Source organism: Delftia sp. SD018, from assembly GCF_017355445.1.
GTDB lineage: Bacteria > Pseudomonadota > Gammaproteobacteria > Burkholderiales > Burkholderiaceae_C > Comamonas > Comamonas acidovorans.
Genome location: NZ_JADDRN010000019.1, coordinates 78,377 through 104,098, shown reverse-complemented (window position 1 = coordinate 104,098; position 25,722 = coordinate 78,377). Strand labels below are relative to the sequence as shown.

At 60.4% G+C, this 25,722-nt stretch carries 29 protein-coding genes; 5 read left to right on the top strand and 24 right to left on the bottom strand.

Annotated features, from left to right (window positions below; genetic code table 11):
- The first annotated feature begins 2,555 nt into the window (after positions 1–2,555).
- Both INR38_RS19080 and INR38_RS19075 read left to right on the top strand, forming a co-directional pair.
- Positions 2,556–2,768 (top strand): hypothetical protein, encoded by a 213-nt coding sequence (locus INR38_RS19080; protein WP_148078880.1) that lies wholly within the window; start codon positions 2,556–2,558, stop codon positions 2,766–2,768.
- A gap of 447 nt (positions 2,769–3,215) precedes the next feature.
- Positions 3,216–3,818: a tyrosine-type recombinase/integrase gene (locus INR38_RS19075; protein WP_207442657.1), complete on the top strand. Its 603-nt coding sequence runs from the start codon at positions 3,216–3,218 to the stop codon at positions 3,816–3,818.
- Positions 3,819–4,116: 298 nt separating this feature from the next.
- Here the strand turns inward: INR38_RS19075 and INR38_RS19070 are convergent, their stop codons facing one another.
- Complete coding sequence (locus INR38_RS19070; RefSeq protein ID WP_207442658.1) at positions 4,117–4,386, bottom strand: hypothetical protein; 270 nt, start codon at positions 4,384–4,386, stop codon at positions 4,117–4,119.
- Positions 4,383–4,661, bottom strand: a complete 279-nt coding sequence (locus INR38_RS19065; protein WP_207442659.1) for a hypothetical protein — start codon at positions 4,659–4,661, stop codon at positions 4,383–4,385. Before INR38_RS19065 ends, INR38_RS19070 begins: the two co-directional genes overlap by 4 nt.
- A 214-nt stretch (positions 4,662–4,875) precedes the next feature.
- Here INR38_RS19065 and INR38_RS19060 point away from each other — a divergent pair, with 214 nt between their 5' ends.
- Together INR38_RS19060 and INR38_RS19055 are read left to right on the top strand one after the other, a co-directional pair.
- Entirely contained in the window at positions 4,876–5,316 is a 441-nt protein-coding gene (locus INR38_RS19060) for a hypothetical protein (protein WP_148078882.1), read from the top strand.
- 703 nt (positions 5,317–6,019) lie between these two features.
- A complete protein-coding gene (locus tag INR38_RS19055; RefSeq protein ID WP_148078883.1) occupies positions 6,020–6,469 on the top strand; it encodes a hypothetical protein in 450 nt (149 codons plus the stop codon).
- A 15-nt stretch (positions 6,470–6,484) separates the two neighbouring features.
- On the opposite strand, the gene INR38_RS19050 is transcribed toward INR38_RS19055, so the two are convergent.
- The 10 genes from INR38_RS19050 to INR38_RS19005 form a co-directional block, all read right to left on the bottom strand.
- Positions 6,485–6,982 (bottom strand): hypothetical protein, encoded by a 498-nt coding sequence (locus INR38_RS19050; protein WP_123691191.1) that lies wholly within the window; start codon positions 6,980–6,982, stop codon positions 6,485–6,487.
- Entirely contained in the window at positions 6,979–7,449 is a 471-nt protein-coding gene (locus INR38_RS19045) for a lysozyme (RefSeq protein WP_123691193.1), read from the bottom strand. Before INR38_RS19045 ends, INR38_RS19050 begins: the two co-directional genes overlap by 4 nt.
- Positions 7,446–7,673, bottom strand: coding sequence for a hypothetical protein (locus tag INR38_RS19040; protein WP_148078884.1), 228 nt, complete (start codon positions 7,671–7,673; stop codon positions 7,446–7,448). Before INR38_RS19040 ends, INR38_RS19045 begins: the two co-directional genes overlap by 4 nt.
- Before the next feature lie 65 nt (positions 7,674–7,738).
- A complete protein-coding gene (locus INR38_RS19035; protein ID WP_242699121.1) occupies positions 7,739–8,053 on the bottom strand; it encodes a hypothetical protein in 315 nt (104 codons plus the stop codon).
- Entirely contained in the window at positions 8,050–8,664 is a 615-nt protein-coding gene (locus INR38_RS19030) for a hypothetical protein (RefSeq protein ID WP_207442660.1), read from the bottom strand. Before INR38_RS19030 ends, INR38_RS19035 begins: the two co-directional genes overlap by 4 nt.
- Positions 8,661–9,680: a hypothetical protein gene (locus INR38_RS19025; RefSeq protein ID WP_242699120.1), complete on the bottom strand. Its 1,020-nt coding sequence runs from the start codon at positions 9,678–9,680 to the stop codon at positions 8,661–8,663. Before INR38_RS19025 ends, INR38_RS19030 begins: the two co-directional genes overlap by 4 nt.
- On the bottom strand, positions 9,677–10,594 hold the full coding sequence (locus tag INR38_RS19020; RefSeq protein WP_207442661.1) for a carbohydrate-binding protein: 918 nt from the start codon (positions 10,592–10,594) through the stop codon (positions 9,677–9,679). The genes INR38_RS19025 and INR38_RS19020 overlap by 4 nt, the downstream gene beginning before the upstream one ends.
- A complete protein-coding gene (locus INR38_RS19015; protein ID WP_207442662.1) occupies positions 10,591–15,360 on the bottom strand; it encodes a phage tail length tape measure family protein in 4,770 nt (1,589 codons plus the stop codon). The genes INR38_RS19020 and INR38_RS19015 overlap by 4 nt, the downstream gene beginning before the upstream one ends.
- 175 nt (positions 15,361–15,535) lie before the next feature.
- Complete coding sequence (locus INR38_RS19010; protein ID WP_207442663.1) at positions 15,536–16,015, bottom strand: hypothetical protein; 480 nt, start codon at positions 16,013–16,015, stop codon at positions 15,536–15,538.
- Between the two features lie 94 nt (positions 16,016–16,109).
- Positions 16,110–16,400, bottom strand: a complete 291-nt coding sequence (locus INR38_RS19005) for a hypothetical protein (protein ID WP_207442664.1) — start codon at positions 16,398–16,400, stop codon at positions 16,110–16,112.
- Positions 16,401–16,514: 114 nt separating this feature from the next.
- On the opposite strand from INR38_RS19005, the gene INR38_RS19000 reads away from it, so the two are divergent.
- Complete coding sequence (locus INR38_RS19000) at positions 16,515–16,991, top strand: hypothetical protein (RefSeq protein WP_207442665.1); 477 nt, start codon at positions 16,515–16,517, stop codon at positions 16,989–16,991.
- Positions 16,992–17,142: 151 nt separating this feature from the next.
- On the opposite strand, the gene INR38_RS18995 is transcribed toward INR38_RS19000, so the two are convergent.
- From INR38_RS18995 to INR38_RS18940, 12 genes are all read right to left on the bottom strand, one after another.
- Positions 17,143–17,394, bottom strand: a complete 252-nt coding sequence (locus tag INR38_RS18995; protein WP_050771847.1) for a DUF1799 domain-containing protein — start codon at positions 17,392–17,394, stop codon at positions 17,143–17,145.
- A gap of 62 nt (positions 17,395–17,456) precedes the next feature.
- Positions 17,457–17,921, bottom strand: coding sequence for a phage tail assembly chaperone (locus INR38_RS18990; protein WP_207442666.1), 465 nt, complete (start codon positions 17,919–17,921; stop codon positions 17,457–17,459).
- 97 nt (positions 17,922–18,018) lie between these two features.
- Positions 18,019–18,666 carry a phage tail protein gene (locus INR38_RS18985; protein ID WP_207442667.1) on the bottom strand — a complete coding sequence of 216 codons (648 nt, stop codon included), beginning with the start codon at positions 18,664–18,666 and terminating at the stop codon, positions 18,019–18,021.
- Between the two features lie 97 nt (positions 18,667–18,763).
- Positions 18,764–19,099: a DUF3168 domain-containing protein gene (locus tag INR38_RS18980; RefSeq protein ID WP_207442668.1), complete on the bottom strand. Its 336-nt coding sequence runs from the start codon at positions 19,097–19,099 to the stop codon at positions 18,764–18,766.
- A 10-nt stretch (positions 19,100–19,109) separates the two neighbouring features.
- A complete protein-coding gene (locus INR38_RS18975) occupies positions 19,110–19,724 on the bottom strand; it encodes an HK97 gp10 family phage protein (RefSeq protein ID WP_207442669.1) in 615 nt (204 codons plus the stop codon).
- An 11-nt stretch (positions 19,725–19,735) separates the two neighbouring features.
- Positions 19,736–20,077, bottom strand: a complete 342-nt coding sequence (locus INR38_RS18970) for a phage head closure protein (protein ID WP_207442670.1) — start codon at positions 20,075–20,077, stop codon at positions 19,736–19,738.
- Positions 20,074–20,415, bottom strand: coding sequence for a head-tail connector protein (locus INR38_RS18965; protein WP_207442671.1), 342 nt, complete (start codon positions 20,413–20,415; stop codon positions 20,074–20,076). Before INR38_RS18965 ends, INR38_RS18970 begins: the two co-directional genes overlap by 4 nt.
- 1 nt (position 20,416) lies before the next feature.
- Positions 20,417–20,581 carry a hypothetical protein gene (locus tag INR38_RS18960; protein WP_207442672.1) on the bottom strand — a complete coding sequence of 55 codons (165 nt, stop codon included), beginning with the start codon at positions 20,579–20,581 and terminating at the stop codon, positions 20,417–20,419.
- 43 nt (positions 20,582–20,624) lie between these two features.
- Positions 20,625–21,866, bottom strand: coding sequence for a phage major capsid protein (locus INR38_RS18955; RefSeq protein ID WP_207442673.1), 1,242 nt, complete (start codon positions 21,864–21,866; stop codon positions 20,625–20,627).
- Positions 21,867–21,934: 68 nt separating this feature from the next.
- Positions 21,935–22,777: a head maturation protease, ClpP-related gene (locus INR38_RS18950; protein ID WP_207442674.1), complete on the bottom strand. Its 843-nt coding sequence runs from the start codon at positions 22,775–22,777 to the stop codon at positions 21,935–21,937.
- On the bottom strand, positions 22,755–23,996 hold the full coding sequence (locus tag INR38_RS18945) for a phage portal protein (protein ID WP_207442675.1): 1,242 nt from the start codon (positions 23,994–23,996) through the stop codon (positions 22,755–22,757). Before INR38_RS18945 ends, INR38_RS18950 begins: the two co-directional genes overlap by 23 nt.
- Before the next feature lie 11 nt (positions 23,997–24,007).
- The gene (locus tag INR38_RS18940; RefSeq protein ID WP_207442676.1) at positions 24,008–25,717 is read right to left on the bottom strand and encodes a terminase large subunit; all 1,710 of its coding nucleotides are present in this window, start codon (positions 25,715–25,717) and stop codon (positions 24,008–24,010) included.
- Positions 25,718–25,722: the final 5 nt, after the last annotated feature.

Genomic DNA, 25,722 nt, shown 5'->3' with positions numbered 1-25,722 from the left:
TGAGGCGGGCGTAGTTGCGGCGATCGATCGAATAAAAAAATCCATGGCATTATCTGAAGGCTGATAAATCCCAATGGAAATTTATTCCACATTAGAGAATCCATGAAAATAATCACTACATCCCACACGACAACACGCTGCCGCATACTGCTTGGCGCTCCTCGCGTTGACGAAAAGATGCCTATGAAGTCATTCCACTATCGAACGCATCCTGAGCGCCATGAACCGCTCACGCGCGCTGCAGTGCTGGGCCCCAACGACGGAACCATCTCGACGGCGAGCGTTGTCGTGTTCTGGCAAGTCGCCTCTACGGGAACACGCGCGGCGCCAACGGCCAGAGCAACGCCTCTACGAGAACCTCAAGCGGATACACATCAGCGAGAACGAGTTCAAAGCCCGGGTTCAGCGCGGAGAGGATGCTGATGGAGTGTTGGCGGATGTGCCACTGGCCAGGGCTCATGGCGCAGCGAAGGCTCTGGACAAGAAGATCTCGGACCTTCGAAAGTTCCAACAAATGCTACAGACCGCAGATGTCCCGGACAAACGCGAACAGGTAAACACCGTGAGAGTTTCCTGATGATTTCCTGATAACCGGAAGCACAGGGAGTGCCTTGCGCCCTCTTCTAATGTCCTTCGACGCCATGAAACGCTACTACATATAGGTAATTATTGTTACGCAAACGGTTTTACCGCGAAAATCAGAGTAGTGTGAAAAGTCAGTCATCTTTGACCAACGATCCAAACCGGAGGTTCACATGAAATTAGGAAAAAAATCTGATTCAACCATCCGCATCGAAAGTTTTTCGCTACCTGATGTTGATAGCCATTCCGTATCAAGAGATGATTACTCCCACACTCCTGATACACCGCACAAAATAATGCGCAGCTGGTGGAATACAGCGTCTCTGGTCGCTCTTAAATCTGCCATATTGCGCGAACGACAGATATGCCCGCCCGCTCTAAATGGCTTGCGCACTGGAGGCCAATATGTTCTTACTCCCTCGTACCCCTTTTGAAAAATTCTGGGATTCTATAAAAACCGTATTTTCTCGCAAAGCGCACCGAGATCCCATGGAAACCACTGAGCAAGATTACCCCTTGTCTAAAGAAGATATATTAATATACGAAGAAGAGCTTCAAAACAATCTCAACACCCCGTCGTACAGCCAAGCATCTTCTCAGCATGAACACATCAATAGGCACAATGCACATATAGAGAGACGCGAGGATAAATATCACAGACCGATATAATGATAATCGTAGAAAAGCCCGCTGAATGCGGGCTCTTTTTCATCCATCTGAACCACTCTGTTTTTATAATCTATCCCCTAAACCTCTTCATAGAGGCCTTTTTGGGATCGCACTTCCCCGCAAGGCTGTTACGTACAGCTCGCAAAAGCAGCCGCGATCTACCAGGGAACAAGCGTAACCAGAAGAGCAACAACTACCACAGCGATGCCGATGTAGAGTGTCCTGCGCGTGGAAAACCTGTTACGAGAAGAGGATGTGGGCACTTGGCCAGGGGATTTTTTACTAGGTGTGGTCATTAACACAGCATGAGCTTCTGTACTGGTGAGCGCTGTAAGACAAATGCAATTCAACATCTAGGCCCATTAGCCATTTCACATCTATCACAAGCATTGTGGTTATTGCATGCACCAGAGAAGGGAATTTTTTGGCAACATGTCATTTATACGACAAAACGGCGAGAGTCTGAGTGTTTTAAACGCAGACGAGCCTATGCCGTAAACCTGCTAAGGCTCGCGCGAATGCGATTTTGGGTGGACACATCCCAAGGATCGTCTACCTCTATCACTAGCATGTGATATGGGGACTCACAGCGTGCGGCTAGGCTTGCGATCGCAGGCGCTTCATATACAGAAATTCCAAGCATCTCGCCACGGCGTGCCAGCAGCACCATGCTTGCATGCCAAACGTGCAATGCCCCTAGCTCGGGCTCACTTATTCTTTGATCCATAACATTTTCTCCCGAATTTCAAATTAAGGAACGCCTCTGGAGGAAACGAAATTGCCAATGAGCAGTTTCATTGGGCGCCTATTTTTGTTCCTTTGGAAGCTGTATTACATCCGCGTACACATATCGAGAAGCATGAGCGCAGCACGTGCAGCACGCTGTCTTGGTACCTTCTCGCGCAGCCAAGCCAGCCTGCGGCCTGGAGATACCGCAAGGTCCGGAAGCAGCCTCTTATAAGAACGGCCAACAGTTAAGCAACGACAGGCCCATACGCCACTCAAAGGGGTGCGCGCCAAATCCAGGCGGCTCCCCAAGCCCCTGGATGCGAGACTGCCAGGGGTCTTTTTCCTTCATAACAGCCCCCGAGATGGATCGTTTGCAAAGACCGAGAGCAGTTCCTGACATTTCCTGAGGGCATGGATGCGGGGCGCGAGACGCGCCCTCTCGCGACGGGCTTCGCTGCCCTGATCCGCTTCTACATATAGGTAATTGTTGTTACCCAAACGGTTTTCCGCTGGAAATCAGAGTAGTGTGAAAAAAGTTGGTCATTTTCGGTCAACACACAGGACCGGAGGTCCACATGAAAGTCAAAGACACAAAAGGTTCATTTAGCCGACCAAATAAATATTCTCTTCCAGATGTTGATAGTCATGCTGTATCTAACGATGACTATTTCCGCACGCCTGACCCACCACGCAAGAAAAAAATCAGCGATTGGGACACAGAATTTACTATAAATTTGGATTCTGCTGAACTGCGGGACACACCTCCTCCCTACCTCAACGGAAGATAATTGGAGTTTAATATGCTTTCACAACCTCGCACCCCATGGGAAGTCTTTTGGGATTCCGTCAAGAGTATCTTTTCTCCAGGAGTTCAGATAGAAGCACTTGATAGCAAAAGAAAGAATGACCCTTTATCCAGAGAGGAACGAAGGATTTATGAAGAAGAAAAGCAAATAAATCGAGATGCTTAGCTAGGCAAACCTTTGTCAACCAAATTAAAGCCACTCCACAGTGGCTTTTTTTCCGTGCATGAGCACAGCGCGTCAAGTGCGCTGTCCTGATCTCTCCTTCTTCAAAAAGCCAGCCACAGAGCTGGCTTTCTGTGTTCTGGACCAGCATGAGCCAAGTCACTCCCCCCGCATTGCGCCCTCAGGCAAGTTGGACTACCGGCTCAGACGATTCCGGATTCCATCGGCCAGGTGCGCGCCAATCGGGAGAAGTCCCTGTTCTCGCACATGTGGAACTTTGCCCGGGAACAGGGCCTCACGAAGGCCTCCAACCCCTGCGCAGGCATGCGAGGCTTCCGGGAGGATGGGCGGGATGTCGTAGTCGGCGACGACCTGATGGCTCGGCTGCTGGAGAAGGCCGCAGTATCCCTGCGGTTCGCTGTCCACTTGGCGCTCCTCACTGGCCAGCGCCCGGCCGACGTGCTGCGTATGAGCACCGACCACATTGCCGGCGGCATGCTCCACGTCCGCCAGGGCAAGACAGCCGCCAAGCTGCGCATCGAGGTAACAGGCGCACTTCAGGAGCTGCTGGCCGAGATCCAGGCGTACAAAGTCCAGGTCAAAGAGGACATCGCGCAACTGCTTGTGAACGAGGCGGGTCAGCCGCTGACAAAGAACATGCTCCGCGACCGCATCGACGCCGCTCGGGATGCCGCCGGCATTCCCAAGGCGCAATTCCAGTTTCGGGACCTGCGCGCCACGGCCGCCACCACTGTGGATGACGACGGCGGGATACGCCATGCCCAGGCGCTGCTGGGGCATACAACGGAGGGCATGACAGCGCAGTACATCCGCCACAAGGTGGGCAAGAAGGTGAAGCCCGTGCGGTGAATTGCGGAACACGCCCAGAATTGCGGAACACGGGCCGCAAATCTCTGTTCCGTTTTGCTACTTCTTCGATAGCAAAGAAGAAAGGCCCCGTATTGCTACGGGGCCTTGTATTCTTTGGTGGGTCCTGCGAGATTCGAACTCGCGACCAACGGATTAAAAGTCAGGCCCTCAACTGATAAAAATCAATGGGTTACAAGACCATTTGGGAATATTCACTGAAACTAGCGCAAGCACAGATGGGCCCTCCAAGGGCTTATTCCCGCCCCCCAGCCCTTGGGCAGGCCTGAAGGGAGCATGCCTAATCATCGAACTCAGAATGCAGCCTCACCAGCCGTTGCGCCAGCGTCTCGGCGTCGTGGCGCATCGCGTCAATAGAGGTCGTGCCGACGGAGACATGGCCGTACCAGATGTGAAAGCCGTCGAGGCCGGGCAGCGTGGCGACGGCACAGTCGCGGATGGCGCCCGAGATGGTGGCCGCCTGAAACTCTGCGACCTCAGCCCGTCCATCGAGCACGCGGGCCGTGTACAGGCCCGGCTCCTCCTTGTCGATGTGGAGCGTGTAGATCATCTTTTCCAGCCAGGCACCAGCTGAATCAAGCCCGAGCCAGCGGCTCGGCGCGGCGAGATCCAGTAGACCCACAGACCCCGTGCCCACGCGCAGGCATAGATGATCGACACAGCGAAGATACCCCATTGCTCGGCCTGCCAACTGGCATAGGACCAGAACGGCTGGCCCAGCATGCCGAACACCGGCGCCCACTTGCGCGAGCTCTCTCCCCGGGCCTGGGAGAGCCAGGCCGCCAGGGCGCCCAGCAGGGCAATTGCGATCTGATCGAAGCTCATGGGTACATGGTACGTGAGACCGGCTGCCTACCCTTCCCTGCTGCGCATCGCTGGACTGGCGCGCTCTTGGACGATGAGCGCGGCATTCGCGCATTCGACGGGCCGCACGCAGACGCCTATGCGGTGCTGGACTGGCCATGGAGATCTGTCCGGAGGGCTGATAGAGCAACGGTGCATGCCTACAATGCAGCCTCCCTTACACATGGAAACAATCATGATCCTCAAAAAAGCCCTTGCACTCGCAATCTTGACTCTCAGTGCGGGCGCTTCCCACGCTTGGACACTGGTCTACACAAATGACCCTTCCGGCGCGGCAACTTCGGGCTCAATTCAAACGCTAAGAAATGCTATTAATAGTGGAGCAGCGGTGAAAGTTTTGATTCATAGACCAACTGCTCATAACTGGCTAGTTAATTGCACAAACATATCTGTGCGGAATGACACGAGCCAAGCAGTTGTATGTGTTGGAAACTGGCCACTTGAATCTCAGTTGGGCATCGGGGCGCAGTTCGGCGCCGCAACAACCCCAGCACAGGCGGCACACTTCGTTATCAACACGCTTGGGCAATACTCTCAAACCAATGTGAGGCTTGGTGATGGAGGAATTGTATCGAGCACAATTGTCAACCATCAGATGTCTTGGTTTGTGGAATAAACCCAGCCTAACAAATTGATCAGAATTCGGGTCAATCGCAAATCAGTGATCACTGTGGAAGATATCACGTCACTTGCCGCTGCCTCTGCGCAAGGTGTTTGCATCGTCGGCGCCAAAAGTTCGGAAAATGGCGTTCGTGGATTTATTATATAAATTCCACCTTACAAATTAATTTACACAAGAAAGTAATAATGATTATCAAGCGATACCTCGCCGTGGCGGCACTGACTCTCAGCACTGGCGCATCGCACGCATGGACGTTGGCATACGCACATGATACGAACGGGATAGCGTCAGCGGGCTCTTTGCAAGGGCTTCGGAACGCCGCCTCGAATGGCGCATCTGTCAAAGCGGTGGCGGTGCTGCCTGGGGACCAAGACTTCCAGCTCCCATGCGCGCCAGTGTCCATACACATGGGAGCTACGCAGGAAGTCGTCTGCATTGGCAGCATGGATCTTAGGACCTATGGAGAGACCGGCGCGCAATTTGGTGTGATGATAGGCCCGCCTCAGTCCATGCACTTCAAAGCAAATACCGCTGGCCAGTTCACCCAGAACAACATCAATCTTGGCACAGGCGCCCTGATGTCCACATCGCAAACGCGCTACGCCATGCGTTGGTATGTTCAATAAATCATCGGCAGCGTGCGAGCGACTCCCTGCCCAAGCCGAAAACACAGTCTACAATTTCATCTCCTTCACACATGAAAAAAATGCTTATTAAAAGATCTCTCTGCATATCCGCCATTGCTTTTCTGGCAAGCAATTCTTACGCTTGGAATCTAATCTACTCCAATGATGCAAATGGAGCAACAACAGCCGGCTCCTTGCAGGCTCTTAGAACTGCGGCAATTAATGGCGCCTCTATAAAGGTAGTAGTTTTTGATGCAGGAGCGCAACATTGGCACGCACCATGTGCGCAAGTCTCCGTGAAATACGATAGTACGCAGTCTATTGTTTGTCTGGGGAACGTGGATCTTCTTATAGACAATACCGCAGGAGCACAATTTGGAGCCGTGCTAAGCCCTCCTAGATCTGCGAATTTTGCTGCCAATACACTTGGTCAGTACGCTCAGGCAGATATACAAAAGAGCAATGGCACAATACTTTCGCGAACAACGAGAAGCTATCCGATGAGCTGGTATGTCGATTGAATTTACAGCAACGACTTAGTCCATTCGTACAGAGTCTGAGGGTGGCATCAGCGGCCAGGCGGCGCCAAGGGTCTGGACATCAGCTGCGTGCCCTGAAGCCTTAGCTGCCAAGTCACCATACGCTGCGCGGCAGTCTTCAAATACGGCTCCGAGGGCAGTGGCGTACTCAAGGACGGCGGCAGAGGGAGCGTTGGCAAGTCGGCGGGCGGCATCTGCGGATTGCTCGCGCAGGCCGTCAGCCACAGAGAGCAGCTGGTCACGATCACGGCGCAGCAGCGCCTCGCGGTCACGGGCGGCATTGAGGGCTCCTTGGTATTTGGTGGTCATGGCCTTCTCGGCCTGACGCACGCGGGCGTCTGCAGCGCGCTGGGACGTGCTGGTAGCCAGTTGCTGGGTGGTGGTTTCCAGCCGTGCCTCGGCCAGCTCGGCACCCAGGCGCGCGCCCTGGAACTGCCATGCCAGCGCGGCGGCCACGGCGGCGGCTGCCAGGTGGGTGTAGAGAGCGGCGATCACGACAGCCCCCGCTCGCACAACTGGCGCTCGGCCGCACGCCGGTTGACTAGGCCCGGCAACCGCTTGCCACCAGCATAGGTCCAGCGACTCAGCTCAGCGCACGCGCCAGGCATGTCCCCCGCGTTGGCCTTGCGCGCCAGCGTACTGGAGCAAAATGCGCCGTTGCCCACGTTGAATGCGAAGCTCAGGAAGGCTGCCTTCTGGCCATCGCTCATCGGAGCCTTGACGCACTCCAGGGACGCCGTGTGCTTCAACAGATCTTTGTAGAGCATGTCCTCGCACTGCTCGCGAGTGAACACCTGGCCCATCTGCAGTTCCGGCCCCGTGTGGCCCGTGCATGCGGTCACGATGCCCACGGGGTCGCGGTATGTGGTCTGCACCGTTCCCTCGTACCGGGCAACTAGGGGCACGGCCAGGGCAGCCACGGCGGCGCCGATAGCGGCGATCAGTTTCGCCTTATTGCTCATAGCGCCCCCATATCCGTCTCGCCAGGATCTGCCAGCCAGCCACCCTTCTGCCGCTCCTCGCGCCACCATTTGCGCAGCAGATATAGGCCCTGAATCGCGATGTAGACCCCCGTTGCTATGGCCACCCACTCGTTCAGCGTCAACGTGGACGCAGCCGCTCCAGCGACTGCAGGCGCCGCCTTTGCTACCTCTATTGCTGCTTGAACTCGGCTCTCATTGCTCATGTATTGCCCCTCCTCGTTGGGCATGAAAAAACCCGCCTAAGCGGGTTGTTGTTGGTCGGGGCTGATCAGAGCGTCACAGCGAGCGCGAAGGCGGCATCGAGCGATTCCGGCGTGCCGCAAAGCTGCGCCCAGAGCGCCGCCAGAAACGGGTTGTGCCGCTCCCAGGTGTCGGCCTCGTACTCGATCTGCGCGGCGCGCTTGTCCGCGCCGTCGGGCATGGCCGCAATGGCCGCCTCGGCCGTATCGAGCAGGCCCAGCGTGAGCAGTGCAAGCCGGCCCTGACGACGCGAGCAGGAGTGCGGCACAGCATCGACGTGCGGTGCGTCGGGCCAGCGCCGCACGATCACGCCGCCCACGATCTCTTCAATCATCTCGCTCATGCTTGGCTCCTCGACTTGTATGCGAGCACACCTGTGCTTGCGGCAATTGCGGCCGAAGGAGGGGTCACGTAAATGCGCAGATGCCGCCTGAATCCAAGTCCTGCGCCTTCAATCGGGGTTTCCAATTGATTTGAGGAATTGGGCGCAACGCTTCCGACAATGATCGAGAAGTAGCTGTCTGCATAGGTCCGGAGATCGTCGAAAACACTCCGCCCATCAATGAGTATTTCGACGCGCATGGTTCCTGGCGTGCCTCGGCTCAGCGCAAAGAAATCCAGACTCCCCCGCCCCAGCATTTCCAGCGCAAGCGTTCTGACTCCGGTTGCGATGGCGGGCAATGAGGTCTTCTTACTGCCGGTAGCGATCTGGCCGCCTGTGGGGCGCGGGACCGGGTCACAGACAAGAGCAGTAATCCGCTGGTACGACTCCGCGCGGTAGTTTGTGATGTCGTCTGCAGGGTCGGTAGCGCTCGTGCCCGTGGCGGCAGTCCGCGTGTAGAGCTCCCCGTCAAGAGGGCTGCGCACGATTTGAAATTGCACAACTGTGAGCGATGCAGACCAGACCGGAAAGTCCCCGCCGCCCTGCCCCAGAATGCCGGAAAGTGTGTTCATACGAGTCCTCGTGTCGCATCTTGATATGTGAGCACCCCGGTCGCGCCGTAGACGGCCGAGATGACTTGAGTCGCCATGGATCGGGAGCGCAGCTTTGTCGAGCCAAATGCGATGGAGTACTGACCGCCGTCGCCGATAGCCTCGATGACCGCTATCCGCTCACCTGCAGCCCAACTGGCGGGCAGCGTGAGCGTGATGCCAGCCGCTGCCACGATGTACGCAACACCTGCGACGCATGTCGTGTTTGCAGTCACGACCTGGCGGGCGAGGCCGGTGGCTGCGCCAGGCGCGGCCACGCCAATCACCCAGCCCGCTTTCGCCGATGCACCGCTGAACATGTCCACGGCAATGACCATACCCCCCGTGGTCGGGTTGTAGCTCTGCACCGGCCCGCTCATCTGGGTTGCCGGATCACTGGTGGACGTGGCCACGACATACATGCCGGTCACAAACGAGCGGCTCGCTTCAATCGTGAAGCTCTTTGCCCCGGCGCCCGGCGTCACGCTCGTCGTGCTGCTGCCCTTGATCTGCTGGGTCGCAAACACTGCCGCTTGGTCACGGAAGCCTTGCGCCGCGTCGCGCGCAGCCTCCGCCCCGGTCTTCGCGGTATTCGCCGCCGTGGCAGACCCCGCCGCCTCCGTGGCACTGCCAGCCGCTGCCGTCGCAGAGCCAGAGGCAGCCGTGGCCGAGCCTGCAGCATTGCCTGCCGACGTGGATGCAGCAGTTGCAGAGCCGGCCGATGCCGTAGCGCTGGCGGCTGCCTCTCCCGCCTTCGTGGTGGCTGTGCCCGCCGCCGCCTGAGCTGCAGACTTCGACGCATCCGCGGCCACAGCCAGCTCATTGGCCGCGATGGCGTTCTGGTTTGTTTGAGCCGCCGCAGTGTTGATCTGCGGAATCATTGCCACTTGGGCAGCAACCGTTGCAAAGCCCTTTGTGTTGAATTCCGCAGGCGTGTCCGTCGGTTGCGGCGCCGGCGGCAGTGCGGCAATTGGCGTTGGAGAAACGATATCCGTCATGTCAACCCTTCCAGCTCCAGCTCGGAGTCTGCATAGTCGTAATAGGAGAGAACGATCTCGAAGTTCTTGTAGAACCCATAGACCGTGGTTGATTCAAATCGGCTGGAGCCAATCCAGAGACATGGCGTCGCGCGAACAGTGGTTAGAAAGTCATTGAAAGAATCCACCTCACGCGACTGCAGCAACATCTGGAATGCCGCCCGCTTCGCGAAAGCCCGCTCAACGAGCACAACGTCACCGAACTCCGTGCGCTCCTTTCGCGAGTAGTCCTGGATGCCTACGCGCGCCCCCGACTTGACACCCAGAGCGAATGTCCGGCGCTGGCCTATCAGGATCACGCCCACCGCAAGTGCGGACGTGCCCACGATGTCGATCAGGATGTCCGCCGCTGGGAAGCTGGGCAGGTCTTGCAGCAAGGCCTGGGTTGGCGCGCGCCGCTCTCCGAAGTACCACTCCCACCAGCCGGCCGCCACCGGCACCGACGACATGGAAGTCGTCTCGTCGTAAACCTCGCCGAAGCTCGGATCAATCAACCGCACACGGATGCGTGTGGCTCCCGTGACGTTGAGCAGCCCGAGCGATGTGATCGCCTGGCCCGGCTTGATCCGGTAGCTGATGTTGTTGGCCTGCTTGACCTGGCTGCTGACCGACTTATCGAACGGCTTCCAGCGGTTGGTCGGCCCGACCTCGACCCACTTGGGCTCGGAGGACGGCGTCGCGGGGTTGTTGCCCGTGTTGCTGTCCGCCGTGCTCTCGTAGACCTTGTGCTGGGCCGCGAGGATCACCCGCGCGCCCTTTGCGTAGGCCGTGCCGGCCGCCCACTCTGGATAGTCGTTCTCCGGCACATCGCTGCTCACCAGCATGGCTGGGATCACAGCGAGCGGCGCAATGACAACGAGCGATGAGATGCTCATGCTGCTACCCCCTCTCCTTCTTTTCGTGGTTGCGGCATCCCGTCGCCATCCCAACGCTGAAGCAGCCGTGCGATCTGCGAGTTGAGCCGGACGATTTGCCCCGCCTGCTGGCGGTTCTCATCAATCAGCTGCGCCACCAGGGCTTCGAGCCGAGCACTGCTTTCGCCACCGCCAAAGCTCTTGCCGCCCGCCCATGGATTGAATGCCGCGGGCACCACAGCTTCGTCCTTGTGCAGCATGGCGAACATCGTTTGCGGGATGCGGTTCGCGCCGACCTCAAACGCTGGAATGCCAACGCTCTCAGCCGCCTTGCGCCAGTCCGACTCATAGAGCCCCGACAGCGCGGACAAGTCCGACAGCGAGCCGCCAGAAGCTTTGATGGATTCGAGAAGCCCCCGAAGGTCACCCGTGCCGTCGTAGGCGTGGTACTTGCCCGCCAGCGCATCCAAGCGCGCGATCTCGGCGGAGTCGATCACAGGGTTGTAGAACGTCCCGCCGCTGCCGTCCGTTTGCGGGCGGTTGTACTTCGATGGCGTGTTGCTGCCACCTACCGCACTTCCGCCGCCGCCACCGCCCAACTGCGCGCCGCCGTTGTCCTTGCCTGATCCTATGCCCCCGGGGCTATCTGGGAACATCAGCTTCTCCAGAGCCTTGATGGCCTGCTCCACGCTCAGCGTGGCGTCGATCTGCTTGTCGTTGCCTTCAAGCAAGTCGCGCCAGTACGTCAGCGTCTTGTCCAGCCGCTCCAGTTGCTCTTGCGAGTTCTTGAGCTGCCTTTCCTCCGTGGAGAGCTGGGCGTCGCCGTAGCCGGCGATCTGGCTGAGTTGGTTGGCCAGCACCAGGGCGTCGCGGTCACGTTCGAACTGCGATGCGTAGCGGCCCGATGTGATGCCTCCGCGCGCCGCCGTTACTGCGTCCGAGAGACCGTCGAAGCTGGAGAGCTTGGCGCCACTGCGCACGCTCGCGAGGGCCTGCTCGATGTACACCATGCCCGCAGCGGCCTGCATCTGCTGAGCAGTATCGATGGAGCCAAACAGCTCCTTCGCGCTCTGCTTCAACGGCGTCAGGATGCTGGAGATCGCCTGCACTGCGGCCTGCGAGTCCGTCACGATCCGCTGCCAATACTCCTGCTCGCGGGCCACAGCCGCCTCGAAGTTCGCCAGCGCTGCGTCCTTGGCTTTCTGCTTGGCCTCCTCCAGTGCTCGCGCCGCTTCGTCAGCTGCGGTCTTCGCCGCATCAGCCGCAGTTTCTGCAGCCTTTTGAGCCGCGTCCGCCGCCACGCCGAACAGCTGCGCCAGGGCGAGCAGCTTGGCCGCCAACTCGGTGTTGCCGGATGCCAGCGCGTCCTCGATCAACTTGCGGAACGCCTTCTTGGCCGCCTCGCCGCCCTTGGGGTCGATATCCACACCCAAGCCTTTGAGCTGCTCGCGCACTTGGCGCTGCAGTATCTCGGCGCGCTCGGCCTCGCTGTAGAACCCGGCGTAGAACGCATTGATGTTGCCAGTCAGCGCCTCGATGCCGCCCGAGGTCTTCAGCAACGCCGTCTGCGCCTTGGCGTTCAGGTCATTGAAGCCGACCAGGGTGTTGCCCCAGTTCTTGAACGATGCATCGATCACGGCGATCTTTTGGATAGCTGCAGTGAGACCTTCCACCGTTACGTTTTCACCGATGGCGTCAAGCTCTTCACGCATCCAGCCCGGGATGTCCCCCTTCTTGATCTCATTAACCAGCTCGCCGCCCATATCTGCAACGAACTGCAGCCATGCCTTCTGAGGGTCAGCATCCAAGTCCCGGTTTTTGTACTTCTTGAGCACCTCTCCGGTCTGTTTGTCGAGGATCTGAAAGAAGCCCATGCCCCCTTCATCACCGTATTTCGGGTTGAGCGAGAAACCTGCCGCAATGTCAATGTCGCGCGCTTTGACGCCGCCTACTTTCGTGAGCGCCTTGTACATGTCGAGCATGCCGTTGACCGTGGCCTGCAGCTTCTTGTCGAGATCCTTGTTTCCGCGCGTCGTGAAGTCGGTGAGCGTGTTTCCCCAAGCATCCGTACCCAGAACTTGCTTGACAGCTTCATCTCGATTGGTCGTAGCAGTGGACGCCACGCCGCCCGAGTGATTCGGGCCACGCGAAGAGAATGCGCCACCCAGCGCCAGGGCGGCAACAGCAGCAAGCGCCCAACCCCAGACGGGGATCGCGCCCAACATGCCCATTGCGCCCGTGCCAGCCGCGCCTGCTCCTGCGCCCGCACCCACGCCGGCCCATGCGCCGTTACCAGCGATCAGCGCGCCCAGGGCATCGCCGCCCATCATCCCGACAGCATTGGCTCCAAACAGGCTGGCGGTGCTCGCGCCGGCAGACATGCCCCACAAGGCCTGAGCGCCGGCACCAAACAATCCGGCGTTGTTGAGCGCGAAATTGCCAGCACCTCCGGCCCCGCCGCTCTTCCCTCCCACGCCCATGATCGCGCTCACGCCGTACTGCACGATGGGCTCCAGCACGAGCGTGGCAAACAGCCGCTTCAGGTACTGGGCGGCATTTTTTCCGCCGCCCATGATGTAGTCGCTCAAGGTGCGGCTGATGGTCTGGGCGGTCTTGTCCCAGTCCTTCGCAGCTTCGTCCGCCGCCTTCTTGTTGCCCTCGCGGAAGCCCTTCTCCTGCAGCACACCCAGCAGTTCCTTGCGCGCGGCGAGCTCCCGCTCCAGCGCATCAATGGTGGACTGCGACTCCGTGCCCATGCGGGCCATCTGCAGCTGCTCTTCCAGGCGCGCGATGGTCAGGCGCTCCACGGCCTCGGCCAGTGTGATGTTGGCTGCAGCAGCCAGGGCATGCGCCTCCTCTTCCTGGCGCGCCTTGCGCACGGCATCCTCCGCAGACTTGATCGCAGCCTGGCGCTTATCGGCCAGGCGGTCGGCCTGCTTGATGTCGTCTTCGATGGCCTTCTGCAGGTCGCGGCGGGCCTTCTCCTCCTCCTTGGCCAGAGCGATAGCGAACGGCTGCTTCTTGATCAGGTCTTCGACGTACTTGATGTACTGGGCCTGGGTGATGTTGCCCTTCTCGAATTCTTTCTGACCGCGCGCCAGCTCCTCGTAATAAGTGCTGCTCAACCCGGCCAGTTCTGCATAGACCTTGGCCTGATCGGAAAGCTCCTTTTTGGCCTCGCGCGCAGCAGCAGCACTACCCTTGTTGGCTTTGTTGTGCTCTTCGGTTACCCAGGCCAAGACCGTCTTGATGTCAGCTTCGCTTTTCCCAGCTGCAACTGCCTCGTTCCTGGCTTTGGTGAGCTTCTCTTCCAGAGTCGCCTCTTTATCCAGCGCCTTGGCGTATGTCTTGTCAAATTCCTGCCGCGCCTGCATTACGCGGCTCGACTCCTCCTTCGCGGCAGCATTTTTCTTTTCGGCATCAATGGTCGCAAGCAGCTGCGTTTCTTGCTGCTTCAAAGCCGCAACTTGCGCCTTGATTCTTTCGACAGCTTCCTGACTAGGCCTGCCAGTCGCCGCACCGCCACCCGTATCGCCAAACCCGCCTGAGGAGCGCCTCTCAAGATCAGCGATTTGCTTCCGCACCGCAGCCAGCGTGTCTACGGGGGTTGATGCGCGGCCAACGTTGAGCATCGCATCCCAAGCTCCCGACGCTGCGCTTTTGATGGCATTCCATCCGCGCTCGATGTACCCCAGGGAGTCCTTGATGGTCTTGCCCCGCTCGCGCATGGCGCCGTCCAGCGCGTCCATGGCTACCTTCGATGCGTCAGCCTTGCGGCCCTGGTCATCCAGGGCCTTGATCTGCTCGTACACGGAAACCGTCAGGAAGTTGGTTCCCTCGTTGAGCTTGATGACGGCGGCCAACGGATCCTTCTGCAGGCTGGCGAACTGGTCAGCCGTCTTGCTGACAGCCTGGCCAGTGAGCTTCTCCCACTCGATGGCGGTCTGGGTGTAGCGGCGCAATTCGTCGCCACCACGCACACCAGCCGCGACAAAATCAGCCAGGCCGGACGCAGCCTGTGCCTGAGACCCCACCACAGCATCGATCTGCCGCGCGTACTCACGCAGCTGGCTTGTGGTGACGCCAGATGCATTGCCAGTGAGGGCAATGGAACGCACGAACGCCTCGTTCTCCTGAGCCCCCTGATGGAACGCCACAGCCATCGCAGCGCCAGCGGCAGCAACCAGTGTGAGCGGGCTCACCAGCCCCATGACGTATCCGCCAAGGGCTTTGGCAGCGGCGCCAGTGCCGCCAAACATATCTTTGAGTTGGCCACCCTGTTGCAGCAGCACAGTAAGGGGCGCCTGGCCCGCCTGGAGGCTGACCACGATGTCCGTGAACTGAGCCGGCACTTGGCGCAGCGCCGCGGCGGTCTGCGCTGCGGACACCCCCATGGTGCCCAGACCCTTTGTGGCAGCGCCAGCAGCGGCGGCCTGTGCGGCCTCGACCGCGCGCAACTGGGCAAGAATAGGCTCCATGACGTCGCCGCCAATGCCCCGATACTTGCCCCAGGCTTCAAAATACTTGGCGGTCCCTTTCTCGCCCGCCTCTGCGGCGACCAGGGCGCGCTGAACGCTGTTGACCCAGGATTTCTCAAAGGACTCCAGCTTTCGAGCGGTCTGTTCGGCGCCACCTCCCATTTGAGAGATGCCTTTGCTCGCCTCCTGGCCGGCCCTTGTGACTGCCTGAGCAGTGTCCTTGGCGCCTTGCTTTATCTGATTGAACGCATCCTTGGTGTTGTCCTCCGCAACCACACTGACGACGGCCTTGGGTCCTTCTTGCGTCATAGATCCGCCCAATAAAAAAGGCCCGCCAAAGGCGAGCCAGAAATAGAAAAGCCCCGGAGGTCCGGGGCTCTGAAGTTGTTCAATGATGCTGTGCTATTTCAACCTTCGCACAAGCTCACGACATAGAGCGGGGATCAGGCCAAGGTTTCCATCAGTCCAGCGACGATGCAGGAGGCTACGAGTAGTGGACAGTGTCTGGTGGCAGCTCGATCCCACAGAGTGGAACATACCAAGCACCACCACCAAAGACCACTACTCCTCCGTCGCTGCGAACGGTGTCCAGGAGATGCTGGATTCGGTCGATCATGGACAGGGCTCTTCGCCTAACCACCAGCCGCTCGAAAGGCTTCTCTGCCTCTCCCGGGAATTTGATGGTGCCCAAATGCACTCTCCACATCTTCGGTCTCTTCAAGAAAGATTGCCGCAGCCGCTCGCAGATAGCCATCGCGAGATCGATCTGATTGGAGGGGATGCTCGCAAAGCTGTGAAGCGTCAAGATTTCCTCTCCCCGGTCGGAGAATTCTTGGAACGCTGGGGCGATTTCGTTTAGATAGCCCGAGAGAAAGCGAGCGCGCGGGCGGACACGTATCTGTTCAGACAACGCCTCCACATCGTCACCCAGCCCCTTAGCGATTCCCAATACGTAGTAACCCATCACTTGATGGTACTGGAAACAAGATACCGCTCCCAAGCGTCTACATCCATCCTCAACCATGCGCTCAGAAACGCCCCTTTGGCGGTTTCATCCGCTACTGCGGCATCAGGGCCGAACCGCAATGCTTGCATTTGCGAGCTTCCTTGCGCACAAGCTCTCGGCAGTCCGGGCAATGAACATGGGTCGCAGGCGTTATGGGATTGCCCAGCTCATCCCGGGGAAGTGCGGCCTCTCCCTCTGGCTTCATGAGCGCAACAATGATTGCGCCCACAAGAGGCGACAGGAAAAGGGAAAACAGAAACGCCCCGATGCCAGATCGCCCCTTCTTACTGGCCCACACGCCGACAAGTACGCACAAGATCAGCCACAGGAAAAACAACTCCATACCCGCTCCAAACATCGAAATTCCTCTGATCGAAGCGCATTGGGGCCCTCAGAGCCGGGCGCCATCCTGGCATACGATGAGAGGCTCCACACAACCCATCGCCAGGAGGGCGGAATGCAACTCGACAGGCCCCTGCAATTGGAACTTCTTAAGAAGCTAGCAGCCTCCTATCCAGACACGACGGATGTTCAGAGCTGGGAGACTGAATTCCCGGGAGCCGGCAGGAATCTCGCATATCTAGACGAGCATGGATTGTGCGAATTAAAGATGCTGAAGGCGCTCGGAGGTAGCCACCCATTCGTAGCCAGGATCACTGCAAGAGGGATGGACTTCCTAGCCGACGACGGCGGCTTATCGGCAATCCTCGGCGTGGTCACCATCAAGCTCCATGACGACACCATCAAAGCGTTGATAGAGAGCAAGATCCTCCAGTCAGACCTTCCTGAGCCCGAAAAGAAGCGATTCCTTGCTCAGCTTCGAGAGCTGCCTGCCGAGACCACAAAACACCTCGTACTGAAGCTTGTGGACCTTGGGCTTGACAAGGCTCCGACAGCCATCGAGACGATTGGAACGTTTCTGAAGAACCTGTGACCTTCCCGAATTCCAGATAGCCGGCGGTGCCGCCGAGAGCGATGCAAAACGCATCCACTCCCAGCGGCTCGGCAAACTCCAACACCAAGCCATTTCGGGGGTGGCATACCAGCGCACGGGGGCGCAATTCAAGCGGTTCTGTCGCCATTTGTCACTCCTCTCGCATGGCGGCCAAGGCCTCGGATTCCATCACGCGGATGTCGCTGAACAGCGCGTCGTAGTCCTCTTCGCTCAGGCCCATGCGATCCAGTTCATGCTGCAGCGGGATGTAGTCGAGGGAGGCCGGGCCGCTCATGGTGTAGCGCCACTGGCTGCCGACCTTGCACCACAGCTTGTAGGCCGGGAAGTTCTCAGGCCATATCTCCACGGGCTGCTGCTCTGCCTCCCAATCCCGGTACGTCATGCCCCAAAAGCCGAGTTGCTCGGCTGTCGGGGGCTTGCGGTAGATGGCAGCAGCTATGGCCCTCAGTTTCCCAGGCGGCCCGTGGTGCAGAGCGATCGGTAGGCGTCCCACAGGGCGGCGCTCGCACCGGGTGCCTGGTCGAACAGCTCGTTCAGCGATTCCTTGGTCACAGGCGGGTTCTCGTCGCCCCAGCTCACCAGGTACTTCATGGCGTTTTCGGCATTGGCCGCATCACCACGCTCGTACATGTAGGCGTAGGTGAATTTGGAGGCGTCGCCATCGCTCTTGCCGGCCTGCTCCTGCTGCTCTGTGGCGAGGCGGACCGCCGTGTTTGCCACGTCATCCCAGAGCTCGCCGAACTCCTTGCGGGTGCGGTAGCGGAACGTGCAATTGAGCGTGGCCATGCTGCCATCGGGCAGGGGGAATTCGACCTTGCCCGAGATGGTTTCGGGGCGCTTGCCGAACACGAAGGCGGCGGGCTTATCAGTCTTGGCGGGAATGGAGGCCTTCTTTGCAGGAGCGTTCATGGTGATGATCTTTCAGCAGATGGATGAGAAATGCCCGCGCCCGACTGCCCGCCTCTGCTGAGAGACGAAACAGCCGGGCCGGTGCAACTGGGGCCGATCAGACGGCGTAGCGGGTGGTGCGGCCCTGCGGGGCCATGGCGGCGTTCACGGTGTCAACCTGGCCCTTGGTGAGCGAGGGGATCTCGTTCAGCGCGATGTATCCGTAGAAGTAGTTCACGTTGCCGTTGGGCTTGAGCACCTTCAGTGCAACCAGCAGGCGGTCCTCGGAGGCCTTCTTGACAGCCTTGTAGCCCGGCAGGCTGGGGTCATCGCCGATGGGGATGGTGATGTTGGTGGCCGAGAAGCCTGTGGGGATCTGGAAGGTGTTCATGCTGGCCAAGGGAGCCACTTCGGCGAACTGCGCATCGCCGCCCGAGGTCGAGGGGTTCAGCACCTGCTGGATTTCCTGCCAGGTGGCGATGGGCAGCACCGAACCGATGCCGCCGCCTGGCGTGAAGCGGTTCTCGTTGAGGGTGTCCAGCCCGTCGATGGCGAAGGTGCCCGCTGCCGTGTTGGCGACGCGGAAGACGCGGTTGTTGGCGTCGTCCCAGCCGGACGTGAAGATGAACTCCTTGCCGTTGGGCAGGCCGTGCGCCGCCGCGCTGGCCACGGCGGGACTGGCGTTGGTCACGGCCGTGACGGCGATGGCCGCGGCGTAGACGGTGGAGATGAACAGCTTGCTGCCGTCCGGAACGGTGTATGCCATGGTGGGCCTTTCGGAAATGAAAAAACCCGCCGAAGCGGGTAGAGAGTTGCGCCCGAGCGGGCAAGAAAACCGCCAGGCGGCGGAAGGGATGGGCGGCCTATCGGGCGCCCCAGATGGTGTAGGTCTGCAGGTAGCCCGGCGTCTCGTCGCCGTCGCCATAGGCCCCGATGGGCTCGGAGACTGGGCGCGCGATCAGCTGGGGCATCCCGCCGCGCAGTGCGGCCTCGATGGTCTGCATGAGAGCAAAGGCCTTGAGCGGCGTGCTGTCCCAGGTATTGATCTGGATCTGCACGTTGCGCTTGTCGGCCACCGTGTTGTCCAGCCACTCCAACGGATCGCCGCCGATGTGCTGCCACGTCACGTAGGGCTGCTGGGTGCCGAAAGGGGCCGTTCCAACGTGCACGCGCGGACACACCGCCAGTAGCGTAGCCATGAGGTCAGATTCAAGCGCCACCGTAGCCCCCCTGCTCAAACAACCGGCGCCACAGCTCAGCCTGGGCGGCCTTCTTCGCCTCCGGAAGCGAGCTGGCCGCGCTGCGCACAAATGCCTTGCCGGGCACCTGCTTCGGGCTCGGAAGAGTCACGTAGTAGGCGTCCTTCTGGGCCTGGCTCGCGCGGCGGGGTGGAGGCGGCTGGCCGTCCATGCCGGGCCGCACCATGGGCCGCACCTGGCCGTCGTTGGTCTGGTAGTAGCGGTAGCGCTGCAAGTAGCCGAACTCCACTAGGTGTCCGTGCGGCGCCTTCTTGTGGTTCCAGCTGATGTGGTACTCCGCCCTCTTCCCGTCCTTAGACTTTTCGTCGCTGAAGTACTGGTAGATGGACCGGTCAAGGTTGCCTGTCACGCGCCCCAGCCCCTGGACGTTGAGCTTGACGCGCTCGTAGATCACCTGAGCGCCGGCCTGGGCCATCGGCCGGATGGCCGCCTCCACGCCGGACTCCAATGCGCTGAGCACGTCGTCCACGGCGCTCAGGTCGAGCTCCATGCCGAACGAGTTGCCGCCTGTCAGCACCTTGCGGCGGCCATCCCGCCCTGGATTGGATAGGGTACGCCTTGCCATTCAATCCTCCTTCAAGACTTGCCCTGGATGAGCTCGCACACCAGGTCGATGTACTCGCGGGTAGGCCCAGGCAGCACGGCCTTGAGCTCGTAGATCTGGCCGTCGAACAGCACGCGCATGCCGGCGTCCAGATCAGCGCGGCGGCGAATCCGGATGCTCGCGCGGACGATGGACACCTTGGCGTCTGCCTTGATCGTGCCCAGGCCAGACTTGTGCAGCACGTTGGCTGCGATGCGGCCCGGGGAGATGTTTTCCCAGCCTTCGAGCAGCGGAGTGCCCCATTCGTCCGCGCCGCCTGTCTTGCGCTGGATGTGGATGCGGTCTCGAAGGGTGCCTGCGCGGAACGTGGTCATAGGCCTTGCACCTTCCGATGGGGCCGCAGCAGATCGCGCGAGCCGTTGGGCATGGCGAAGGACTGCGCGCCCACCACCACATCCTCGCGGTTGGCGAAGAGGTGACCGCAGATCAGCAGCATCGCCGCTTTCACCGAGTAGGTGGCCACCATGGGCAGCTCACCCGCCTCGCCCGCAGCCACCGCAGCGTCAAGCTCGGTCTGGTCGGCGTACACCTTGCGGCCCAGGTACTCCTGGGCGGCGTCGATGGCAGCACCGAGGTACAGCTCGACCATCGCGGCGTCCTCCGGGTCAGCCCGGCAGTGGTCGATGGCCGTCTCGATGGTCAAGATGGGCATGCTACGACTTGGCCTTATCTGTACCAGCGACGGCCTTCTTTTGCTCAACCGCGCCCAGTTCGACCGCGGCGGCTTCGAGTTCGGCCGGGATCTCATCTCCCACCTCGAATACGGTGGGATAGATTTCTCCGTCCTTCACGCCTTTGAATTGCTTGGTTGCCTTCATCGTCTTCTCCTGAAATGGAGAAAGGGCCGAAGCCCCTTCTTGGTTACGCCGACACCTTCATTGCACGCAGGCACTCGGGGTTCTGCACGCCGCCGCCCACGCGCTTGGTCGTGTAGAAAAGCACGTAGGGCTTCTTGGTGTAGGGATCGCGCAGCACGCGCACCCCCATGCGGTCGATGATCAGATAGCCGCGCTTGAAGTCTCCGAACAGGATCGGCACGGCATTGGCTGCTACATCAGGCATGTTCTCGTCTTCGGCAAGGCCGTATCCGTGAAACGTTGCCGGCTGACCAGCCTGCGAAGACGGCTGCCACAGGTAATTGCCCTGGCCGTCCTTGAGCTTGCGCAGCTTCGCAATGGTCAAGTTGTTGGTCAGGAAACGCGCGTTCTGGCGGTACTTCTTTGGCAGGGCATAGATCAGGTCCAGCGCGGCATCGGAGCTGATGTCGGCCGCAGCGCCGCTGTTGGTGACCTTGATCGCACCAAAGGGATGCTTGGTCGCATTGGCGCCACCCGTGACGTAGGTCAGGATACCGGCAGGCTTCTTCACGCCGTCGCCACTGATGAAAGCCAAGCCTTCCTGCTCTGCGAACTCTGCCTGTACTTCGCTGGCCAGCCATGCCTCGATGTTGATCTCGCTATCGTCCAGGATCTGCTGAGTCGCAGCCGGGTTGGCATAGATTTCGCCATGCCCGAAGCCAAGCGCCGCCAGCACGGGAGTGGCCGTCTCAGGCCGCTGGTCGGTCTCGCCAACCCAGCCGGAGCCCGTGCCGCCCATGTTGAACAGCTTGGTCCAACCAGCCTTGCTGGTGGGCTGCACCTGGGCCAGCTCGCGCATGGGCGACTCGTCGCGCAGTTTGTCGGTGATGGTGCGATCCCACTCGACGGGGGTCAGGTAGCCGCCTTCTTCAGCCGTACCCTTGTTGAGGCTTGCCTGCACATCGCCCTTGCGCATGTGCGCATCGAAGGAGGCGCTGTACTCCTTGTCACGAAGAGCAACGCCAGGCGCACCCATCTGAGCTGCGGCGATCTTGGTGTGCGCGTCTTCGCTTTCACGCTGCAGCTTGTCGAGCGCTGCATTGATCTGCGCCAGCTTTGCCTCCTGATCGGCACCAGACTTGCCGGCCTTGATCTCCTCCAACTGCTTGGTGTGCTCTGCCCGGAAAGTGGCGAACGTCTGCTGCAGGCCAGCAATCAACGCCTTGACTTCGGCGTTGCTGGGTGCCTCGGCACGAACGGACATGATGCCGCGGGGAACGGGACGTGCGGTGTGTTGCTTTGCCATGGTGTGGCCCTTTCAGAAATGACAAAGCCGCCCCAAGGGCGGCCGATTGGGTTGGTGGTTGCTGCTGTCTACACGCGCATCGTGTCCAGCAGCGATTGCAGCGAGGCTGCGACTTCAGGGCCAGCGCGCGGCATGGCAGGATCGGCAGCGCCCGGCGTGCCGTTGGAAAACAGAGCCTTGAAGGCATCTCTGCGCGCATTGCGCGAGTAGCCGGCCTTGGCCATGGAGGCCTCGATCAGCGCCAGCGGCTTGCGCGCGCCAGATGCTTGGGCCGTGCGGGTGATCTCCGAACTGGGCAGCAGGCCCGTGGCGAAGCCGTCATCGACTGCCTGCTGGGCGCCGATCCAGGTTTCGCGATCCATCAGCATCGCGGCCTCAGCCTCAGTGATCCCGGAGCGGTGGGCATACAGCGCAGCCATCGCGGCATCGAACGGCGCCAGCACGGCGGCTGTGTCGGTCATGTCGTGGCGGTTTCCGACGGCCACCGCCCAGGCGTTGTGGATCATCAGGAACGAGCCATCACCCATCAGGATCTCGTCGCCGGCCATGGCAATCACCGAAGCCACCGAGGCGGCCACGCCCAACACGCGGATGGTCACCTTTGCCTTGTGCTCGCGCAGCAGGTTGTAGATGGCCATGCCCTCGAAGAAGTCGCCGCCCGGGGAGTTGAGGTTGACCGTCACGTCGCGCGCACCGATGTTTCGCAGTGCGGCGCCGATGCGCTTGGCCGTGACGCCCGTGCCCTCCCAGTTTTCGCCGATGGAGTCGTAGATGGAGATGCTCGTTTCCGCGTCGCTGGCCGAGGCTCGCACCTCGGGTTCCCATCGGTCCACAGCATCGGGGCGCAGGTCGAATCCAGCCTTGGACAGCCGGTGATCCGCGCGGATCTCAGGTAGTTGCTTGAGGCTCATTGCTTGCTTTCTTCCCCGAGGGATCGCCCAGGGTGTTGAACTTCGGGTTCGGGTCTGCCGGGTACTCGGCCAGGTCGCGGACCTCGTTGGCCGTGTGCCATGGCTGGTGGCCACCGGCGCCCAGCGCCTTGGCGAAGTAGTCCGCCTGGTCCTTGAGCGTGCCGCGCAGCAGCGCGCGCTCGTTGAACTTGAAGTAGTAGTGGCCCCGCTCTGCATCCGTCAACAGCGAACGCTCCAGTGCCTGCTCCCAGGCCGTGAAGCGCGGCGTCATCGTGAACTGCACGAAGAAGATGGCCAGTTGCTCGATACCGGAGCCCCAACTGGTGTCATCCATCATCAGCAGCGGCCGGGGCACGCCGTACAGTCGGGCCACCTCCTCGATCTGGTGGTTGCGACTTTCCAGCTGCTGGCCGTCCTTGGCCGTCGATGTGAAGGGATTGGCCTTGGCCCCCTCCTCCGCGATCATCCATTTGTTGACGTTCTCGGAGCCGCTCAGCCCCTGGTCCAGCGAGGCCCGCATGCGGTTGTACGCCTGGTCTGAGAGGGCATTTGGCGTCTCGATAGCGCCCCCAGCCATCACGCCGGTCTTGAAGATGTTGCCGGCCGCGCGCTGCGCCTGCTCGGCCAGCTCGAAAACCTCGGTGGACAGTTGCCGCTTGGACAGGCCAAGCACGCCGTCGAACGACAGCTCGCGCACATGCAGGATCTCCTCCTGGTCCAGTGTGATCTGCCCGCCGTTTTCAGTTGTGCAGCGGTACTGCATACGCCAGTTGCTACCCAGCTTGGCGTCCACCCTCCCCTTCTCGAAGGGAATCAGGTGGATCGGGCGGCCAGCGGCGCGGATGATGCGCGCGTATGCGTTGCCCTCGGTCTCCAGCAGCAGCTGCATCTGGCTCTTGAACTCCATCGGCGTCTGCCAGGGGTTCGGCTTGTAGCGCAGCAGCTTGTGCGCCGGGTGATCCTTGGCAACCTCCTTGTCGTCGCCGGCTCGGTAAAGGCTGGTGGGCAGCATGCCCAAGCCATTGCCGATCAGCGAGAGACAGCGCAACGCCGAGGTGTTGCGCAGCATCCGGTTCGATGCGCCCATCTGGCCGTTGCGGATGAACTCCAGCAGCGCCGGGTCGTCCAGCCCCTGGAAGGTAGTTCCTTCCGAACTGGCTCGCGGGCGCGACTGAGCCTCCGGCCCATCCCGCCGGAACAGCTTGTCGAATATCTTCATGTGGTCGTGCCCTATAGAAAGCGCATTCCGCGCGTCTCATAGACGGATGGCCCCTTGGCCTGCGGATTGGTGGCCATGAGCGTGACGGCGTTCAGAGAGGCCATCAGCGGATCAATCTTCCCTGTGCCGCTGGCCTGCTTCGTGATCAGCGAGGCATTGCCCGACGGCACCACCTTCGCATTGCCCACACACCAGGCCATGAGAGGCTGTGCCGCGTGGGTAAGACTCCCATCCTCCAGGCCCCGCTCCGCGACGGCCATGGCGCCGGTGAGCTTCCAACCCTGCGAGATGCCGATGATCATTTCCTCCGGTATCCCGGCATCAATGAGCGCCTGGTACACCACCTTGTGCGTGCGCTCCGGGTCCAGGCCTATACGCGCCAGCAGGCCGGCGTCGTAGATCTCCTTGCAGATCGCCGCAAGCTCCTCCAGATCCTGCCCCGGGCGCTCCACCACGACGAGGTCGCCGTCGCGCTCGAAGTCTCGGTATCTCGGCTCCTCCGACTTACGCCTTTCGATGCCAATGGGGTGGATCCAAGCCTTGTTCCAGAGCGCGCAGCGAGTCACGCCTCGGTATCGCCCCTCAACAGCTAGGCCCAGCAAGTCATCCAGCCCTCCACCGTCGATCCCGACCACAACGACCTCGCACTCGCGCAGGATGTATTCGAGCGAAATGCGGCGGTTCCCACGAAGCTCCCAAAACTCTGTGCCGGCCCAGCTGTTGGAACGCTGCTTCAGGCCGACCTCAACGTTGCCGTACTTGGCCAGCATGCCTTTGAGCGACTCCTTGCCCTCCTGCTGCGCCTTGCGAAACTCGCGCTCCAAGAATGGCCGGTCCACCGAGTACCCCAGATTGGGGTTCACCATGGCCAGGTTCTCCAGGAGCATGCAGCCCTCGTTCTTCACCAGCTCTGGCGGGTGCTCGAACAGGATGGGTAGGAACTCGGGATCAATGATGGTGCCGTCGCGCACACCCCTCGCGTACTCCAGCTTCTCCTTGAACACGCCCGCGGGCTCCTCGTCGCTCTGGGTGGTGATGTACAGGATGAATCCTTCGGGGCGTGCAGCCAACCCGCCGCCAGCTTCCCGCAGCATGTCCTTTGCCTTGGCGATCTTGCCGAACAGCCAAAGCTCCTCCACCAGCAGCACGGCAGACTTCTTGCCGGAAACGGTATTCGTGTCCGCTGCGATCACCTTCAGCTTCGCGCCCATGCTGCGATGGGTCAGGATCCGCTGGGTGTCCTGCACATGGATCAGTTCCGCCAACTCGCTGTAGGGCTCCTCGTCCTCGTCTTCGCTCTCCTCCAGGTACTGCACCATGTCTTTGGCGGGAGTGAAGCTGTTGTCAGCGACCTCCTTGGTTGGCGCCAGGATGGTGAACTCTGCCGACCGGCGCCAGTTGCGCACCAAGCAGGTAAGCATGATGGATGCCGCCAAGCCGGACTTGAAGTTCTTCTTCGGCAGCATCACGAACCATTCCTTGATGAGCCGACGGCCGCTCTTGGCGTCGTAGGCCCCGAAGATGGTTGCGGCCAGGTCAAAGATCCACTGTCCGCAGGCGTCAGCCATGCGCGGGCTGCCCGGGGCGTCCACGATGCGCAGATCACGCATCACGGCCAGACCCGCCTCGGCCTCCTCAGGAAAGATCGGCGGCGGAATGATCGAGCGACCCTCCCGGATCCGCTCAGCCCAATCAACGCATGCGGTAGACCATTCAGGCATCCGGC